Origin of the sequence: Enterobacter sp. DC4 (genome assembly GCF_000568095.1) — a bacterium.
In the GTDB taxonomy this organism is placed as follows: domain Bacteria; phylum Pseudomonadota; class Gammaproteobacteria; order Enterobacterales; family Enterobacteriaceae; genus Enterobacter; species Enterobacter pseudoroggenkampii.
Window position 1 is genome coordinate 79,669 of record NZ_AZUB01000005.1, and the last position, 15,549, is coordinate 95,217.

General features: G+C 54.1%; 20 protein-coding genes. 11 read left to right on the forward strand and 9 right to left on the reverse strand.

All coding sequences use genetic code 11. The annotated features are described in order from the left end of the window. Positions 1-3 precede the first annotated feature (3 nt). From rpoN to P349_RS09160, 7 genes are read right to left on the reverse strand one after another with little or no spacing between them, the layout of a single operon-like run. Positions 4-1,437: an RNA polymerase factor sigma-54 gene (gene rpoN / locus P349_RS09190; protein WP_032650397.1), complete on the reverse strand. Its 1,434-nt coding sequence runs from the start codon at positions 1,435-1,437 to the stop codon at positions 4-6. A 47-nt stretch (positions 1,438-1,484) separates the two neighbouring features. Then, complete coding sequence (lptB, locus tag P349_RS09185; protein ID WP_025756692.1) at positions 1,485-2,210, reverse strand: LPS export ABC transporter ATP-binding protein; 726 nt, start codon at positions 2,208-2,210, stop codon at positions 1,485-1,487. Positions 2,211-2,216: 6 nt separating this feature from the next. Further along, positions 2,217-2,771: a lipopolysaccharide ABC transporter substrate-binding protein LptA gene (gene lptA / locus P349_RS09180; RefSeq protein WP_024906352.1), complete on the reverse strand. Its 555-nt coding sequence runs from the start codon at positions 2,769-2,771 to the stop codon at positions 2,217-2,219. Continuing rightward, positions 2,740-3,315 carry an LPS export ABC transporter periplasmic protein LptC gene (lptC, locus tag P349_RS09175; RefSeq protein ID WP_024906353.1) on the reverse strand — a complete coding sequence of 192 codons (576 nt, stop codon included), beginning with the start codon at positions 3,313-3,315 and terminating at the stop codon, positions 2,740-2,742. Before lptC ends, lptA begins: the two co-directional genes overlap by 32 nt. Then, on the reverse strand, positions 3,312-3,878 hold the full coding sequence (gene kdsC, locus P349_RS09170) for a 3-deoxy-manno-octulosonate-8-phosphatase KdsC (protein WP_032650395.1): 567 nt from the start codon (positions 3,876-3,878) through the stop codon (positions 3,312-3,314). The genes lptC and kdsC overlap by 4 nt, the downstream gene beginning before the upstream one ends. A 14-nt stretch (positions 3,879-3,892) precedes the next feature. Further along, positions 3,893-4,879: an arabinose-5-phosphate isomerase KdsD gene (kdsD, locus tag P349_RS09165; protein ID WP_008501450.1), complete on the reverse strand. Its 987-nt coding sequence runs from the start codon at positions 4,877-4,879 to the stop codon at positions 3,893-3,895. 12 nt (positions 4,880-4,891) lie between these two features. After that, complete coding sequence (locus tag P349_RS09160) at positions 4,892-5,869, reverse strand: calcium/sodium antiporter (RefSeq protein WP_023309354.1); 978 nt, start codon at positions 5,867-5,869, stop codon at positions 4,892-4,894. Between the two features lie 227 nt (positions 5,870-6,096). Between P349_RS09160 and mlaF the strand changes: the two genes are divergently transcribed. The 7 genes from mlaF to murA all read left to right on the forward strand — a co-directional run bounded on the left by mlaF (position 6,097) and on the right by murA (position 10,890). Beyond that, a complete protein-coding gene (mlaF, locus tag P349_RS09155) occupies positions 6,097-6,909 on the forward strand; it encodes a phospholipid ABC transporter ATP-binding protein MlaF (protein WP_024906354.1) in 813 nt (270 codons plus the stop codon). Between the two features lie 7 nt (positions 6,910-6,916). Continuing rightward, on the forward strand, positions 6,917-7,699 hold the full coding sequence (mlaE, locus tag P349_RS09150; RefSeq protein ID WP_010436044.1) for a lipid asymmetry maintenance ABC transporter permease subunit MlaE: 783 nt from the start codon (positions 6,917-6,919) through the stop codon (positions 7,697-7,699). A gap of 4 nt (positions 7,700-7,703) precedes the next feature. Beyond that, a complete protein-coding gene (gene mlaD, locus P349_RS09145; protein WP_032650489.1) occupies positions 7,704-8,252 on the forward strand; it encodes an outer membrane lipid asymmetry maintenance protein MlaD in 549 nt (182 codons plus the stop codon). A gap of 18 nt (positions 8,253-8,270) precedes the next feature. Then, a complete protein-coding gene (mlaC, locus tag P349_RS09140; protein ID WP_032650393.1) occupies positions 8,271-8,906 on the forward strand; it encodes a phospholipid-binding protein MlaC in 636 nt (211 codons plus the stop codon). Further along, positions 8,906-9,199 carry a lipid asymmetry maintenance protein MlaB gene (gene mlaB, locus P349_RS09135; RefSeq protein ID WP_032650392.1) on the forward strand — a complete coding sequence of 98 codons (294 nt, stop codon included), beginning with the start codon at positions 8,906-8,908 and terminating at the stop codon, positions 9,197-9,199. The genes mlaC and mlaB overlap by 1 nt, the downstream gene beginning before the upstream one ends. 126 nt (positions 9,200-9,325) lie before the next feature. After that, complete coding sequence (gene ibaG, locus P349_RS09130) at positions 9,326-9,580, forward strand: BolA family iron metabolism protein IbaG (RefSeq protein WP_032650390.1); 255 nt, start codon at positions 9,326-9,328, stop codon at positions 9,578-9,580. A 50-nt stretch (positions 9,581-9,630) separates the two neighbouring features. After that, positions 9,631-10,890 carry a UDP-N-acetylglucosamine 1-carboxyvinyltransferase gene (gene murA / locus P349_RS09125; RefSeq protein WP_024906358.1) on the forward strand — a complete coding sequence of 420 codons (1,260 nt, stop codon included), beginning with the start codon at positions 9,631-9,633 and terminating at the stop codon, positions 10,888-10,890. Positions 10,891-10,951: 61 nt separating this feature from the next. Here murA and sfsB read toward each other — a convergent pair whose 3' ends face one another. After that, positions 10,952-11,239, reverse strand: coding sequence for a DNA-binding transcriptional regulator SfsB (gene sfsB, locus P349_RS09120; protein ID WP_032650388.1), 288 nt, complete (start codon positions 11,237-11,239; stop codon positions 10,952-10,954). Between the two features lie 230 nt (positions 11,240-11,469). Beyond that, the gene (ispB, locus tag P349_RS09115) at positions 11,470-12,441 is read right to left on the reverse strand and encodes an octaprenyl diphosphate synthase (RefSeq protein ID WP_024906360.1); all 972 of its coding nucleotides are present in this window, start codon (positions 12,439-12,441) and stop codon (positions 11,470-11,472) included. Between the two features lie 257 nt (positions 12,442-12,698). Between ispB and rplU the strand changes: the two genes are divergently transcribed. The 4 genes from rplU to cgtA all read left to right on the forward strand — a co-directional run bounded on the left by rplU (position 12,699) and on the right by cgtA (position 15,540). Further along, positions 12,699-13,010 (forward strand): 50S ribosomal protein L21, encoded by a 312-nt coding sequence (gene rplU / locus P349_RS09110; protein WP_003025032.1) that lies wholly within the window; start codon positions 12,699-12,701, stop codon positions 13,008-13,010. Positions 13,011-13,029: 19 nt separating this feature from the next. Further along, positions 13,030-13,287 carry a 50S ribosomal protein L27 gene (gene rpmA / locus P349_RS09105; protein WP_004385076.1) on the forward strand — a complete coding sequence of 86 codons (258 nt, stop codon included), beginning with the start codon at positions 13,030-13,032 and terminating at the stop codon, positions 13,285-13,287. A 96-nt stretch (positions 13,288-13,383) separates the two neighbouring features. Continuing rightward, positions 13,384-14,349, forward strand: a complete 966-nt coding sequence (locus P349_RS09100) for a DMT family transporter (RefSeq protein WP_032650386.1) — start codon at positions 13,384-13,386, stop codon at positions 14,347-14,349. Positions 14,350-14,364: 15 nt separating this feature from the next. Beyond that, on the forward strand, positions 14,365-15,540 hold the full coding sequence (gene cgtA, locus P349_RS09095; RefSeq protein ID WP_032650383.1) for an Obg family GTPase CgtA: 1,176 nt from the start codon (positions 14,365-14,367) through the stop codon (positions 15,538-15,540). Positions 15,541-15,549: the final 9 nt, after the last annotated feature.

Sequence of the window (15,549 nt, forward strand, 5' to 3'; positions counted from 1 at the left end):
GTGTCAGACCAGCTGTTTACGCTGGTTGGACGGCGGAATGGATAAAGACTCTCGATACTTCGCAACAGTACGACGTGCCACCATAATACCCTGATCGGACAGCATGGTGGTTAACTTACTGTCGCTTAGTGGCTTCGCGGGGTTCTCCGCGGCGATCAACTTCTTCACCAGGGCACGAATGGCCGTTGACGACGCTTCGCCGCCGCCTTCGGTATTCACATGGCTGGAGAAGAAATACTTAAGCTCAAAAATACCGCGTGGACTGTGCAGATACTTCTGCGTGGTGACACGGGAAATGGTTGATTCATGCATTTCGACGGCCTGGGCGATATCCGCCAGTACCATCGGTTTCATATACTCTTCGCCCTGCTCAAAGAACGCCTGCTGCTGTTCGACAATACAGCGGCTGACGCGTAGCAGCGTATCATTTCGGCTCTCCAGACTTTTGATCAGCCATCGCGCTTCCTGCAAATTGCTACGAATATATTGATTGTCGGAGTCGTTACGCACGCTGGTGCACATGGAGGCATACTGCTGGTTGATTTGCAGGCGAGGGATGCTGTCTGAATTCAGTTCAACGACCCAGCGGCCATTGTGTTTTCTGACCAGCACATCCGGGATGACGTACTCGGGCTCGCTGGTCTGGATCGACTGTCCCGGGCGCGGATCGAGCGACTGGATCAGATTCACCGCTTCTTTCAGCACCTCTTCCTTCAGGCGCGTGACGCGCATCAGGGAGCGGAAATCGTGGTTCGCCAGCAGATCCAGATGATCGCTGATGATTAAGCGCGCTTCGTCGAGCCACGGCGTCTCTTTGCTGAACTGAGAAAGCTGGATCAGCAGGCAGTCGCGCAGATCTTTTGCGGCCACGCCTACCGGATCGAAACGCTGGATGCGCTTCAGAACGGCTTCAACTTCCTCAAGCTCTATCTCGTCGTCGCCCATGCTTTCCAGAATATCGTCCAGCGTGACGGTCAAATAGCCAGTGTCGTCAACGGCATCGACAATTGAGGTGGCAATCGCGCGGTCGGTATCGGAGAAGGGTGTTAGTTCCACCTGCCACATCAGGTAATCCTGCAGTGACTGGGTGGTTTCGCCCTGGTAGACCGGTAGCTCATCATCCTGGTAGTCTGCACGCGTACCGGAAGGGGTTCCGGCGGTGTAGATTTCATCCCAGCTGGCATCCAGCGGAAGCTCGTCCGGCATCTCTTTTTGTTCGAGTGCATCCGCGGTGTCGAGCGCTTCTGTATCCTGCGATTGCTGGGTATCTACCTCGTCATGAAGATCGGTTTGTTCCAGCAGGGGGTTGCTGTCCAGCGCCTGCTGGAGCTCCTGCTGAAGTTCTAACGTGGACAGTTGCAACAGGCGAATTGCCTGCTGTAGCTGCGGCGTCATCGCCAGTTGTTGGCTGAGCCTTAATTGCAAACCTTGCTTCATGTTCAGAGCATTTTTCTCCGGTTCGGCGTTACGTTACCTCTACCCTATCAGAGTCTGAAGTCTTCCCCAAGATAGACGCGCTTAACATGATCGTCTTCGAGGATCTGCTGCGGCGTACCGTGGGCGATCAGATTGCCCTGGCTCACAATATACGCGCGTTCACACACGGCCAGCGTTTCACGGACGTTGTGGTCGGTGATCAGTACGCCAAGCCCGCTGTCGCGCAGGTGTTCAATGATACGTTTAATGTCGATAACCGAGATCGGGTCAACGCCCGCAAACGGTTCATCCAGAAGGATAAACTTCGGGTTTGCGGCCAGCGCACGGGCAATCTCAACACGACGGCGTTCGCCCCCGGAGAGAGCCTGACCGAGGCTGTCGCGCAGATGCTCAATGTGGAACTCTTCCATCAGCTCGTTGGCACGATCCTGACGCTGTTCGCTGGTCAGATCGTTACGAATTTGTAGGACCGCCATCAGGTTATCGTAAACGCTAAGACGACGGAAAATGGAGGCTTCCTGCGGCAGGTAGCCGATCCCGCGACGTGCGCGTGCGTGCAGCGGCAGAAGACTGATGTCTTCATCGTCAATGACAATGTTGCCGGCATCGCGCGGCACAATGCCAACGACCATGTAGAAAGTGGTGGTTTTACCCGCACCGTTAGGGCCAAGCAGCCCTACAATTTCGCCGGAGTTGACGGTCAGACTGACATCTTCTACGACACGGCGGCCCTTATAGGCCTTCGCGAGATTTTTTGCAGTTAATGTTGCCATAACGAATTAGTTACTCTTCTTCTGTGCCGGGGCCTGGCCTTTGCCTTTGTCCTGCAGCTGCGACGGAACCAGTACGGTGGTGACGCGTTTGCCTTTCTCGCTGGAGGCCTGCATTTTTTGCTCTTTTACCAGATAGGTAATCTGGTCGCCGGTAATGTTGCTGTCCAGCTGTTCCAGGTACGCATTACCGGTCAGGATGACCAGGTCCTTCGCCAGCTCATAGTGCATGTGCGTAGCGTGACCTTTCACCGGCTTGCCATTGTCCTGCATCTGGTAGAAGGTGGCCGGGTTACCGTAACCATCAATGATCTCTTTGCCCTGCTCGCCACCCGGACGGGTCACGACCACTTTGTCGGCGTTAATTTTGATGGTGCCCTGAGTCATGACGACGTTACCCGTGAAGGTGACGACATTGCCCTGCATATCGAGAGACTGGGTATCGGACTCGATATGGATCGGTTGGTCGGTATCGCCCGTTACAGCAAGCGCGGGGAGACTGGTCGCCAGCATCGCGCTGGCGATAATTACTTTAAGGCTGAGTTTGTTTGTTTTGAATTTCATAGGAGGTTCTAACCTTTTCAATCAGCTCGGCGTTTTTGCTGCGTAAGTTCCCGCGCATTCTCAAACCGCTGGAATTAAATGTTGTGCCATACAGTGTGACCAGATCCTGCGACGTCACGTCCTGGGTTACCAGGTTGATCTGGGCATTATCCGTCGTAATTTTTCGTAGTTGCGAGTCAGCGGTCAGGGCGTTGACTTCAACGTGGCCATACAGATAAAGCATACGGTCATTTGTCAGTTTTGCCCGATCTGACTTAATTGACCACGTCGGCACTTTGTCCTTATCAAATGTGGTCATGACAGGTTGGGTAAACCACGAAATACCGTCATCTGAAAAATATTCAACATGCTGGGCAATCAGGCGATAGTTCAGCGCGCCTTCAGGGCTGTAGACCACGGTGTCGCTGTGATCGCTTTTATAGGTTGGATCGTTATTGTTGATCACTTCCGTTTGCGTATCGTCGCGATCGGCAAGGTTCACGCCAATCAATACCAGTGCGACAAGCGAAAGCAAAATGATAATCCAACGTCTGGTTTTACTCATATCGATTGCCCTTTGGCCTCATCAAGCTTGCCCTGCGCCAGCAGGAGCAGATCGCAGACTTCACGTACGGCACCGCGGCCCCCGTTGATGTGGGTAACATAGTCAGCTCGTGGGACCAGCAGCGGATGCGCATCGGCAACGGCGATGCTCAGCCCAACTTCAGCCATCACGGGCCAGTCAATCAGATCGTCCCCGACGTAGGCCACGCTTTCCGGTGCGATAGCCAGTTTACCCAGTAAATCTTTAAACGCCGCCATCTTATCGGATTGCCCCTGATACAGATGGGTAATGCCTAAGGTTTCACAGCGGTCTTCTACCAGTTTAGCTTTTCGCCCGGTGATGATAGCCACCTCAATACCTGAGGTGAGCGCACAGCGGATACCGTAGCCGTCGCGAACGTTAAACGCTTTCAGCTCTTCACCATTATTGCCCATGTAAATAAGGCCGTCGGAGAGTACCCCATCCACATCCAGGATGAGCAGACGAATGTTTTCCGCCTTTGCCATCATCTGGGTACTGACCGGACCATAACAGGTTGCAAGGGATGCACCCGCATTACTCATTGTCTTATCCTTCATTACACTACGCCTGCGCGCAGCAGATCATGCATATGTACCACACCCAGCAACTGGTCGCCATCGGCAACCATAACGGAGGTGATATGGCGGGACTGCATCAGGTTCAGCACATCCACGGCCAGCGTACCCGGACGCACGCGGATACCGCCTGGCGTCATCACGTCGGCAATGCCGAGCGTGCGGACATCGACACCCATGTCGAACACGCGACGCAGGTCGCCATCGGTGAAGATCCCCTGAATTTTCATCAGATCGTCGCATACGACCGTCATACCCAGATTCTTGCGGGTGATTTCCAGCAGTGCATCACGCAGGGAGGCTTCTTTACTGACGTGAGGGATCTCATCCCCGGTGTGCATAATATCGTTTACCCGAAGCAGCAGCTTGCGCCCCAGCGCACCGCCCGGGTGGGAAAGCGCAAAATCTTCCGGCGTAAAACCACGGGCTTCGAGCAGCGCGACGGCAAGCGCATCACCCATGACCAGCGCGGCGGTGGTGCTGGACGTCGGCGCCAGGCCGAGCGGACAGGCCTCCTTGGGCACTTTCACGCACAGGTGAATGTCTGCCGCCCGCGCCATACTGCTTTCCGGACGGCTGGTCATGCAAATAAGCGGCACCTGCAGGCGCTTCAGTACCGGGATCAACGCCAGGATCTCATTGGACTCACCGGAGTTGGACAGCGCGATGACGATATCCTGCGGCGTGACCATACCCAGGTCGCCGTGCGCGGCTTCCCCCGGGTGCACAAAGAAGGACGAGGTGCCGGTACTGGCAAACGTTGCCGCCATTTTGCGTCCAATGTGGCCGGACTTACCCATCCCCATCACCACGACTTTGCCGGCACAGTAGAATATCTTCTCACATGCCAGACTAAAATCCTGATTAATGTACTGATCTAACTGCGCCAGACCTTCACGTTCAATCTCCAGAACGTCTTTGCCTGCTTTCTGAAAGTCAAAACCCGGCTGCAATTCTATTTGCGACATAATGCGTTTCCGTTACCCAGAGAGAAGAGGCGAGAGCCAGTACAGCATCGCCATCCATACGATAAATCCACCCGTCAGCAGCGCGCCTGCGCCTTTGCCGATCTGTCGTTGCCGCCGCCAGCAGAGCAGGGCAAATATCACGCTGACCAATAACATCACGCCGTAGTCGCGTGAGAACGCCAGGGGATTAAAGGGCCCTGGCGTAATCAGGGCCGGCAGACCCATCACAATGGCGATATTAAATATGTTGGAACCGATGATATTACCAATGGCAATGTCATCCTCACCTTTGCGTGCCCCCGCAATGGCCGTGGCCAGCTCCGGCAGGCTGGTACCGATGGCAATCACCGTCAGGCCAATGGTCAGTTCACTGATGGCGAAATAGTTCGCCAGCACCGTCGCGTTATCCACAACCATACGCGTTGCCATCGGCATGATGATCAGCGCAACGCCAAGCCACAGCAGGGCAACAGGCAGCGTGCCTTCTCGCGGAAGTTCGGCGACCTGCTCACGCGTGAGGCTATCCTGGCCCTGCTTTTCAGCCAGACGGGCGATTTTAACACTATACAGCAGCCAAATAACGGCCAGCGCCAGCAAGAAAATGCCGTCGCTGTAGCTCAGTACACCATCGTAAAATACGCACCCTGCCAGCAGACTTACGATTAACATTAGCGGCAATTCACGGCGCAGAACATCAGAATGCACGCGAAATGGATGGAGCAGTGCCGCCAGGCCTAAAATCAAGAGTATATTGACGATGTTAGAGCCAATCGCAGTGCCTACTGCCAGGTCTAACTGACCATGCAGCGATGCCGAGACAGAGACGATGATTTCAGGAAGTGACGTTCCAACACTGACCACGGTCATCCCGATGACGACAGGCGGTACGCCCGTCAGGCGACACAGGATAGATGCAGCAAACACTAAACGGTCAGCACTGTAGACCACCAAAAGTAAACCAATTATTAACAGTGCTGTTGCTAAAAGCATCAAAAGTCCTTTCTTCAGGTATACTCGTCGGTCCATCGCGCGGAAATGGCTGGACTGCATACAGTCTGAGGCGTAACGAATTCCTAATTTTGACTTTATGCGCCGGAAAAGTAAAACAAATGCCAGCTTTCGCTAACCTCAACGGCTATTATTCTGTAAAAATGCGGAGTTGAGGGCTGATTCAGGCAGCATGCCTTAATGTGAGCAGGGTAATAAAGGAACCATAAATGAGCCAAACGATGGCGAATTTAGTCGATGTTCGCGGTGTGAGTTTTTCTCGCGCCAACAGATTGATATTTGATGATATTTCGTTGACCGTACCGCGTGGCAAGATCACTGCCATCATGGGGCCGTCCGGGATCGGTAAAACGACCCTGTTGCGCCTTATTGGTGGGCAGATCCCACCGGATAGCGGTGAAATTCTCTTTGATGGCGAAAACATCCCGGAGATGTCACGCTCGCGCCTGTATACTGTCCGCAAACGCATGAGCATGCTCTTTCAGTCTGGAGCCTTGTTCACCGACATGAATGTCTTTGATAACGTGGCCTATCCGCTGCGCGAGCATACCAGCCTGCCGCCTGAACTGCTGAAAAGCACGGTGATGATGAAGCTTGAAGCCGTCGGTTTGCGGGGCGCCGCGAAACTGATGCCTTCAGAGCTATCCGGGGGGATGGCGCGCCGCGCCGCGCTGGCGCGAGCCATTGCACTCGAACCTGATTTAATCATGTTTGACGAACCGTTCGTTGGACAGGATCCCATCACGATGGGCGTGCTGGTGAAGCTCATCTCTGAACTGAACAGTGCGCTTGGCGTCACCTGCATTGTGGTATCTCACGATGTACCGGAAGTATTGAGCATTGCCGATTACGCCTATATCGTGGCGGACAAAAAGATCGTCGCACACGGTAGCGCCCAGGCGCTGCAGGAGAATTGCGATCCGCGCGTGCGGCAGTTCCTCGACGGTATTGCCGATGGCCCTGTGCCGTTCCGCTACCCGGCGGGCGACTATCGTGACGATTTACTGGGAATAGGGAGTTAAGCCACTCATGCTGTTAAATGCGTTGGCCGCTCTCGGACACCGTGGCATAAAAACCATCAGGACGTTCGGGCGTGCCGGATTGATGTTATTCAACGCGCTGGTCGGCAAGCCGGAATTCCGTAAGCACGCACCGCTGTTGGTGCGGCAGCTTTATAATGTCGGCGTGCTGTCGATGCTCATCATCATTGTCTCCGGTCTTTTTATCGGTATGGTGCTTGGGCTACAGGGCTATCTTGTTCTGACAACCTACAGTGCGGAAACCAGCCTCGGGATGCTGGTGGCGCTCTCGCTGCTGCGAGAGCTGGGGCCGGTTGTGGCGGCGCTGTTGTTCGCCGGGCGTGCGGGGTCGGCATTAACGGCAGAAATTGGCCTGATGCGTGCGACCGAGCAGCTCTCCAGCATGGAGATGATGGCGGTCGATCCGCTACGTCGCGTGATCTCGCCGCGTTTCTGGGCTGGGGTGATCTCTTTACCGTTACTGACTATTCTGTTTGTCGCCGTGGGTATCTGGGGCGGTTCGCTGGTTGGCGTGCACTGGAAAGGCATTGATGCCGGTTTCTTCTGGTCCGCGATGCAGGACGCTATTGACCTGCGAATGGATCTGGTTAACTGCCTGATTAAAAGCGTGGTATTTGCCATTACGGTCACGTGGATTGCATTGTTCAATGGTTACGATGCCATCCCGACGTCGGCGGGCATTAGCCGTGCAACTACACGTACCGTCGTACATTCGTCGCTGGCCGTACTGGGTCTGGATTTTGTGCTCACCGCACTGATGTTTGGGAATTGAGTTCATGCAAACGAGAAAAAATGAAATTTGGGTCGGTGTATTCCTGCTTCTGGCGCTGCTGGCCGCGCTGTTCATCTGCCTGAGAGCGGCGAATATTACGTCTGTGCGCACCGAGCCGACGTATCGCATCTATGCCACCTTCGATAACATCGGCGGGCTGAAGGCGCGTTCACCGGTCCGTATTGGCGGCGTGGTGATCGGACGCGTAACGGACATTACGCTCGATGAGAAAACCTATCTGCCACGCGTCGCGATGGATATCGAAGAGCGTTATAACCATATCCCGGACACCAGTTCCCTTTCTATCCGTACTTCCGGCCTGCTGGGTGAACAATATCTGGCGCTTAACGTCGGTTTTGAAGACCCCGAGCTGGGAACGACTATCCTTAAAGACGGTAGCGTCATTCAGGATACGAAATCCGCGATGGTTCTGGAGGATATGATTGGTCAGTTCCTTTACAACAGCAAAGGGGATGAGAAAAAATCCGATGCAGCCCCTGCGCAGAGCGAAGATCATACCGACGCCGCACCGACACCTGGTGCTGCGAATTAATTTCAGGAGAAGTCATTCATGTTTAAACGACTGTTAATGGTTGCCATGCTGGTCATCGCCCCTCTTACCGCCGCCCACGCTGCGGATCAGAGTAACCCGTACAAACTGATGGACGAAGCGGCGAAGAAGACCTTCGACCGTCTTACAAACGAACAGCCTAAAATTCGTGCTAATCCTGATTATCTGCGTGAGGTCGTTGACCAGGAACTGCTGCCGTATGTGCAGATCAAATATGCGGGTGCGCTGGTACTGGGCCGTTATTACAAAGACGCGACCCCTGCGCAGCGTGATGCCTACTTTGCCGCGTTCCGTGAATACCTGAAGCAGGCTTATGGCCAGGCGCTGGCGATGTACCACGGTCAGACCTATCAGATTGCGCCTGAGCAGCCGCTGGGTGATGCGACCATCGTGCCTATCCGCGTAACGATCAACGATCCTAACGGCCGTCCGCCGGTGCGTCTGGATTTCCAGTGGCGTAAAAACAGCCAGACCGGCCACTGGCAGGCGTATGACATGATCGCCGAAGGCGTAAGCATGATCACCACCAAACAGAACGAGTGGAGCGACCTGCTGCGCACCAAGGGTATTGATGGCCTGACCGCGCAGCTGCAGTCCATTGCTCGTCAGAAAATCACGCTGGACGAGAAGAAGTAATGTCACAGCAACTCAGCTGGTCGCGTGAAGGCGAGACGTTAAAGCTGTCCGGTGAGCTGGATCAGGATCTGCTGAACCCCTTATGGGATAAACGCCAGGAAGCTATGCAGGGCGTGACGCTTATCGACTTAACCGACGTCACGCGGGTCGATACGGCGGGTGTTGCGCTGCTTGCCCATCTGGTTGCGGTAGGGAAAAAGCAGGGGACTAGCGTCACGCTTCATGGCGCGAGCGATAATGTCGTTACCCTTGCGCAGCTCTACAATCTCCCTCAGGACGTATTGCCTCGTTAATATTTTCAGTGCGTTACTTCCGAAAGCCCTGACAGTTTCATCGTCGGGGCTTTTTGCTTGTTTAAGACGACGCCACTTTGCTCTAAGATGTTGGGCTTGTTTTCACTATCAGATGATTAAGAACCCATGGAAAATCATGAAATCCAGACAGTGCTGATGAATGCACTCTCCCTTCAGGAAGCCCACGTCACTGGCGATGGCAGTCACTTCCAGGTTATTGCTGTGGGTGAGATGTTCGACGGTATGAGCCGTGTGAAGAAACAGCAGGCTGTGTACGCGCCGCTGATGGAATATATTGCGAATAACCGCATCCACGCCCTGTCGATTAAAGCGTTCACCCCGCAAGAGTGGGCACGCGATCGCAAACTAAACGGTTTTTGAGCTGAGGGCGACAGGCCCGCAGCACGGTTGAATTTATAAGAGAGCACACAATGGATAAATTTCGTGTACAGGGGCCAACGCGTCTCCAGGGCGAAGTCACAATTTCTGGCGCGAAAAACGCCGCGCTGCCAATCCTCTTTGCTGCGCTGCTCGCGGAAGAGCCGGTAGAAATTCAGAACGTACCGAAGCTGAAAGATATCGATACCACCATGAAGCTGCTCACCCAGTTGGGCACGAAAGTCGAGCGTAACGGTTCCGTCTGGATCGACGCCAGCAAGGTGAACAACTTCTCTGCTCCTTACGATCTGGTGAAAACCATGCGTGCATCCATCTGGGCGCTTGGCCCGCTGGTGGCGCGTTTTGGTCAGGGTCAGGTCTCTCTGCCGGGCGGCTGCGCGATCGGTGCGCGTCCGGTTGACCTGCACATCTTTGGTCTGGAAAAGCTGGGCGCAGAGATCAAGCTGGAAGAAGGTTACGTTAAAGCGTCCGTCAATGGTCGTCTGAAAGGCGCGCACATTGTCATGGACAAAGTGAGCGTGGGCGCAACGGTGACCATTATGTCTGCGGCGACGCTGGCAGAAGGGACCACTATCATCGAAAACGCCGCGCGCGAACCAGAAATTGTGGATACCGCCAACTTCCTCGTGGCGCTGGGTGCGAAGATCACCGGTCAGGGGACCGACCGTATCACCATCGAAGGCGTTGAGCGTCTGGGCGGTGGTGTCTATCGCGTACTGCCAGACCGTATCGAAACCGGTACTTTCCTGGTCGCCGCGGCGATCTCTGGCGGTAAGATTGTTTGTCGCAACGCGCAGCCAGATACCCTGGATGCGGTGCTGGCGAAACTGCGTGATGCGGGTGCGGATATCGAAATCGGTGAAGACTGGATCAGCCTTGATATGCACGGCCAGCGTCCAAAAGCGGTCAATGTGCGTACGGCACCGCATCCGGCGTTCCCAACGGACATGCAGGCGCAGTTCACCCTGTTGAACCTGGTCGCCGAAGGTACTGGCTTCATCACTGAAACCATTTTCGAAAACCGCTTTATGCACGTACCAGAGCTGATCCGTATGGGGGCGCATGCTGAGATCGAAAGTAATACCGTGATTTGCCATGGCGTTGAGAAACTGTCAGGTGCTCAGGTGATGGCAACCGATCTGCGTGCGTCTGCAAGCCTGGTGCTGGCGGGTTGTATCGCGGAAGGCACAACGATCGTGGATCGTATTTATCACATCGATCGTGGCTATGAGCGTATCGAAGATAAACTGCGCGCGCTGGGTGCCAATATCGAGCGTGTGAAGGGCGAGTAATCGTTCCGGCAGCCCCCTGCCAGAAATGACCGGGGGGTTGCTGTTCCTGTCAAAAAAACCGTTATTCCTGCGGTTCTCTTTTTGCCTTTCTCTGGCGAATCATGCGCGTTCTGTCGATAAATTCATGGGTGATGGGATCGTGGTAGCGCGAAGGCCAAATCACCCACGGATGCGTATCCAGCGCCGTCGCGATGATTAATTCTCCCTTGGGCCAGGGGCGGGTGAGGGCGTTTGCCAGAGTTGAAGAACTCAGTCCATGGCGGCGGGACTCTGCTGCCAGTGAAGTGCCTCTTTTGCGCAGTGCGGCAATAATATCAGCCGTGTGCCAGTCGATAAATTTCGTATCCATAACACCGTCCTTAAGTTCGGATTCACCTACGCCGTTTCTTCTGAAACGACGGGGTTAATATACCCATTTCAAGCTTTTGTTCTAAAAAGTTCGCGTTACTTGAAGGGATATTCAGAATAAGACATGGCTTTATTCATGCGGTCTCTAAACCGATGAATTTACAGGAATACGTAATTTACAGGATTTTTCTGGAATCTCCCCGCCATGGTCGCGGGGAGAAACAAGGAGGGTTAACGGTCGCGCTGAACGGCGATGTGGGCAAGACCAATCAATGCCTCGCGCCACGGGCTGTCGGGAATGACCTGGAGAGCTTCGATGGCTTTGTCGGCTTCTTCTTCCGCACGCTGCCGCGTCCATTCCAGCGATCCGCAGATAGCCATGGTTTCCAGCACAGGTTCCAGAAGATGGCGGCCATTTCCCTGCTCAATCGCTTCACGGATCATTTTCGCCTGATCGGCTGTTCCGTTACGCATGGCATGGAGTAGCGGCAGGGTTGGTTTGCCTTCATTAAGGTCATCTCCCACGTTTTTGCCGAGCGTCTCGCCGTCCGCACTGTAGTCCAGCAAATCATCAATCAGCTGGAATGCCGTACCCAGATAGCGACCATAGTCCTGCAGGCCTTTTTCCTGTGCTTCGGTACAGTCAGCCAGAATGCCGGAACACTGGGCCGCCGCTTCAAACAGGCGCGCGGTTTTGCTGTAGATCACGCGCATGTAGTTTTCTTCGGTGATGTCCGGGTCGTTGACGTTCATCAACTGCAGCACTTCGCCTTCAGCAATGACGTTTACGGCTTCGGACATCACTTCCAGCACTTTCAGGGAGCCCAGACTGGTCATCATCTGGAAGGCGCGGGTGTAGATAAAGTCCCCCACCAGTACGCTGGCTGCGTTCCCGAACGCGGCGTTAGCCGTGGCTTTGCCACGACGCATATCCGATTCATCCACCACATCGTCGTGCAGAAGCGTCGCCGTGTGGATAAATTCGATGAGCGCTGCGATAGTGATGTGGGCATTTCCCTGATAACCAACGGCTCTGGCAGCCAGAATGGCGATCATCGGACGAATGCGTTTACCACCGCCGCTGACAATGTAATAGCCCAACTGATTGATCAGCTGGACGTCAGAGTTGAGTTGCTCCAGGATTGCTGCATTCACACCCGCCATATCTTGCGCGGTTAACTCGTTGATTTTTTCTAAATTCATCGCAAAAGCCGGGCTTTTTATCCTGTTGATCCCATCTTCAATGGGGTAACGAAGGGTTTCGGTTTATCAATAGTAGTGCTGATTGTACTGAAAAAACGGCTCAGATAAACGTTACCGTACGTGTTGTGTTTTTTTTCTTCATGTATTGACGGTAGCACTTGTCAAAGGCTCGCGTTTTGCGTAATATTCGCGCCCTATTGTGAATATTTATAGCGCACTCTGAATCATACGAGGATGTGCGCGGAAGCGGAGTTTATATGTACGCGGTTTTCCAAAGTGGTGGTAAACAACACCGAGTAAGCGAAGGTCAGACCGTTCGCCTGGAAAAGCTGGACATCGCAACTGGCGAATCTGTTGAGTTCGCAGAAGTTCTGATGATCGCAAACGGTGAAGAAGTCAAAATCGGCGTTCCTTTCGTTGATGGCGGCGTTATCAAAGCTGAAGTTGTTGCACACGGTCGTGGCGAGAAAGTTAAAATCGTTAAGTTTCGTCGTCGTAAGCACTACCGTAAGCAGCAGGGCCACCGTCAGTGGTTCACTGATGTGAAAATTACTGGCATCAGCGCCTAAGACCTGAGGAGAGATTTAAATGGCACATAAAAAGGCTGGCGGCTCCACACGTAACGGTCGCGATTCAGAAGCTAAACGCCTGGGCGTTAAGCGTTTCGGTGGCGAATCCGTTCTGGCGGGTAGCATCATCGTTCGTCAACGTGGTACCAAATTCCACGCTGGCAACAACGTAGGTTGCGGTCGTGACCACACTCTGTTTGCTAAAGCAGACGGTAAAGTGAAATTTGAAGTTAAAGGCCCGAACAACCGTAAATACATCAGCATCGTTGCTGAGTAAGGTTTTCTCGGTCCGGTAACGGATTAAAGCCCCGCACCCTGTTGCGGGGCTTTTTACATTGGAAACCCGGTAATTTTTTCTGTAGGGAAAACGGGCATGAAGCAGCAGGCCGGCATAGGAATTCTTTTGGCGCTCACCACCGCAATGTGCTGGGGTGCGCTGCCAATTGCAATGAAGCAGGTGCTGGAAGTGATGGAGCCGCCTACGGTGGTCTTTTATCGCTTTCTGATGGCAAGCATTGGCCTCGGGGCCATTCTGGCCGTCAAAGGTAAGCTTCCACCCTTGCGGCTCTTCCGTAAACCGCGCTGGCTGGTGCTGCTGGCTATCGCGACGGGCGGTCTGTTCGGTAACTTCATCCTGTTCAGCTCTTCCCTGCAATATCTCAGCCCCACGGCGTCGCAGGTGATTGGTCAGCTTTCACCGGTGGGCATGATGGTCGCCAGCGTCTTTATCCTCAAGGAGAAGATGCTCGGTACGCAGATTATCGGGGCGAGCATGCTGCTGTGCGGTCTGGTGATGTTCTTCAACACCAGTCTGATAGAGATTTTTACCCGCCTGACGGATTACACATGGGGCGTCATTTTCGGTGTGGGGGCAGCAACGGTCTGGGTGAGCTATGGCGTCGCACAAAAGGTGTTATTGCGTCGGCTTGCCTCACAGCAGATCCTCTTTTTGCTGTACACTTTGTGTACAATAGCATTGCTGCCATTAGCGAAGCCGGGTGTGATTACTCAGCTTAGCGACTGGCAACTGGCGTGCCTCATTTTTTGTGGGCTGAACACGCTGGTCGGTTATGGCGCGCTGGCCGAAGCGATGGCGCGCTGGCAGGCAGCACAGGTGAGCGCGTTAATTACGCTTACTCCGCTGTTTACGCTGTTATTTTCAGATTTGTTATCAATGGCCTGGCCCGATGTCTTCGTCAGACCGATGCTCAACCTGTTGGGCTATCTCGGTGCGTTTGTCGTGGTTGCGGGCGCGATGTATTCCGCCATTGGTCATCGTCTCTGGGGACGTTGGCGCAAAAATGAAGCGGTTGTAGTAGTCCCCCGCTCAGGCGAATGAGTTACGGAGAGTAAAATGAAGTTTGTTGATGAAGCGACGATCCTGGTCGTGGCTGGTGATGGCGGCAACGGTTGCGTGAGCTTCCGCCGTGAAAAGTATATCCCTCGTGGCGGTCCTGATGGCGGCGACGGTGGGGATGGTGGTGACGTGTGGCTGGAGGCGGATGAGAACCTCAACACGCTGATCGACTACCGTTTCGAAAAATCCTTCCGCGCTGAACGTGGCCAGAACGGTCAGAGCCGTGACTGTACCGGGAAACGTGGTAAAGACGTCACCATTAAGGTTCCGGTCGGTACGCGTGTGATTGACCAGGGAACCGGTGAAACCATGGGTGACATGACCAAACACGGTCAGCGCCTGATGGTAGCGAAAGGCGGTTGGCACGGTCTGGGTAACAGCCGTTTCAAATCTTCCGTTAACCGTACGCCGCGTCAGAAAACGATGGGTACCCCGGGCGATAAGCGCGACCTGCAGCTGGAGCTGATGCTTCTGGCTGACGTGGGCATGCTGGGTATGCCAAACGCCGGTAAATCAACGTTCATTCGTGCCGTCTCTGCGGCGAAACCGAAAGTGGCGGACTATCCGTTTACCACGCTGGTACCAAGCCTGGGCGTTGTCCGCATGGATAACGAGAAGAGCTTTGTGGTTGCCGATATTCCGGGTCTGATTGAAGGCGCTGCGGAAGGCGCGGGTCTGGGTATTCGCTTCCTGAAACACCTTGAGCGTTGCCGCGTACTGCTGCACCTCATTGATATCGATCCTATCGATGGTTCCGATCCGGTTGAAAACGCCCGCATCATCATCGGTGAGCTGGAAAAATACAGCGAAAAACTGGCGAATAAACCACGCTGGCTGGTCTTCAACAAGATCGACCTGATGGACAAAGCCGAAGCGGAAGCAAAAGCGAAAGCCATTGCTGAAGCGATGGGTTGGGAAGATAAATACTACCTGATCTCTGCGGCAAGCCAGGTTGGCGTGAAAGATCTGTGCTGGGATGTGATGACCTTCATCATCGAGAACCCAATCGTTCAGGCGGAAGAAGCCAAACAGCCTGAAAAAGTCGAATTCATGTGGGATGACTACCACCGCCAGCAGCTCGAAGAGATGGAAGCGGAAGAAGACGATGAAGACTGGGACGATGACTGGGATGAAGACGACGAAGAAGGCGTCGAGTTCATTTACAAGCACTAATATCTGTTC

Bases quoted from the DNA above. Each gene is read 5' to 3' on its own strand.
- mlaD (WP_032650489.1), top strand. From the start codon at position 7,704: ATGCAAACGAGAAAAAATGAAATTTGGGTCGGTGTATTCCTGCTTCTG.
- kdsD (WP_008501450.1), bottom strand. From the start codon at position 4,879: ATGTCGCAAATAGAATTGCAGCCGGGTTTTGACTTTCAGAAAGCAGGC.
- mlaB (WP_032650392.1), top strand. From the start codon at position 8,906: ATGTCACAGCAACTCAGCTGGTCGCGTGAAGGCGAGACGTTAAAGCTG.
- P349_RS09100 (WP_032650386.1), top strand. From the start codon at position 13,384: ATGAAGCAGCAGGCCGGCATAGGAATTCTTTTGGCGCTCACCACCGCA.
- rpmA (WP_004385076.1), top strand. From the start codon at position 13,030: ATGGCACATAAAAAGGCTGGCGGCTCCACACGTAACGGTCGCGATTCA.
- rplU (WP_003025032.1), top strand. From the start codon at position 12,699: ATGTACGCGGTTTTCCAAAGTGGTGGTAAACAACACCGAGTAAGCGAA.
- lptA (WP_024906352.1), bottom strand. From the start codon at position 2,771: ATGAAATTCAAAACAAACAAACTCAGCCTTAAAGTAATTATCGCCAGC.
- rpoN (WP_032650397.1), bottom strand. From the start codon at position 1,437: ATGAAGCAAGGTTTGCAATTAAGGCTCAGCCAACAACTGGCGATGACG.
- kdsC (WP_032650395.1), bottom strand. From the start codon at position 3,878: ATGAGTAATGCGGGTGCATCCCTTGCAACCTGTTATGGTCCGGTCAGT.
- lptB (WP_025756692.1), bottom strand. From the start codon at position 2,210: ATGGCAACATTAACTGCAAAAAATCTCGCGAAGGCCTATAAGGGCCGC.
- mlaF (WP_024906354.1), top strand. From the start codon at position 6,097: ATGAGCCAAACGATGGCGAATTTAGTCGATGTTCGCGGTGTGAGTTTT.
- P349_RS09160 (WP_023309354.1), bottom strand. From the start codon at position 5,869: ATGCTTTTAGCAACAGCACTGTTAATAATTGGTTTACTTTTGGTGGTC.
- sfsB (WP_032650388.1), bottom strand. From the start codon at position 11,239: ATGGATACGAAATTTATCGACTGGCACACGGCTGATATTATTGCCGCA.
- mlaC (WP_032650393.1), top strand. From the start codon at position 8,271: ATGTTTAAACGACTGTTAATGGTTGCCATGCTGGTCATCGCCCCTCTT.
- mlaE (WP_010436044.1), top strand. From the start codon at position 6,917: ATGCTGTTAAATGCGTTGGCCGCTCTCGGACACCGTGGCATAAAAACC.
- ibaG (WP_032650390.1), top strand. From the start codon at position 9,326: ATGGAAAATCATGAAATCCAGACAGTGCTGATGAATGCACTCTCCCTT.
- ispB (WP_024906360.1), bottom strand. From the start codon at position 12,441: ATGAATTTAGAAAAAATCAACGAGTTAACCGCGCAAGATATGGCGGGT.
- murA (WP_024906358.1), top strand. From the start codon at position 9,631: ATGGATAAATTTCGTGTACAGGGGCCAACGCGTCTCCAGGGCGAAGTC.
- lptC (WP_024906353.1), bottom strand. From the start codon at position 3,315: ATGAGTAAAACCAGACGTTGGATTATCATTTTGCTTTCGCTTGTCGCA.
- cgtA (WP_032650383.1), top strand. From the start codon at position 14,365: ATGAAGTTTGTTGATGAAGCGACGATCCTGGTCGTGGCTGGTGATGGC.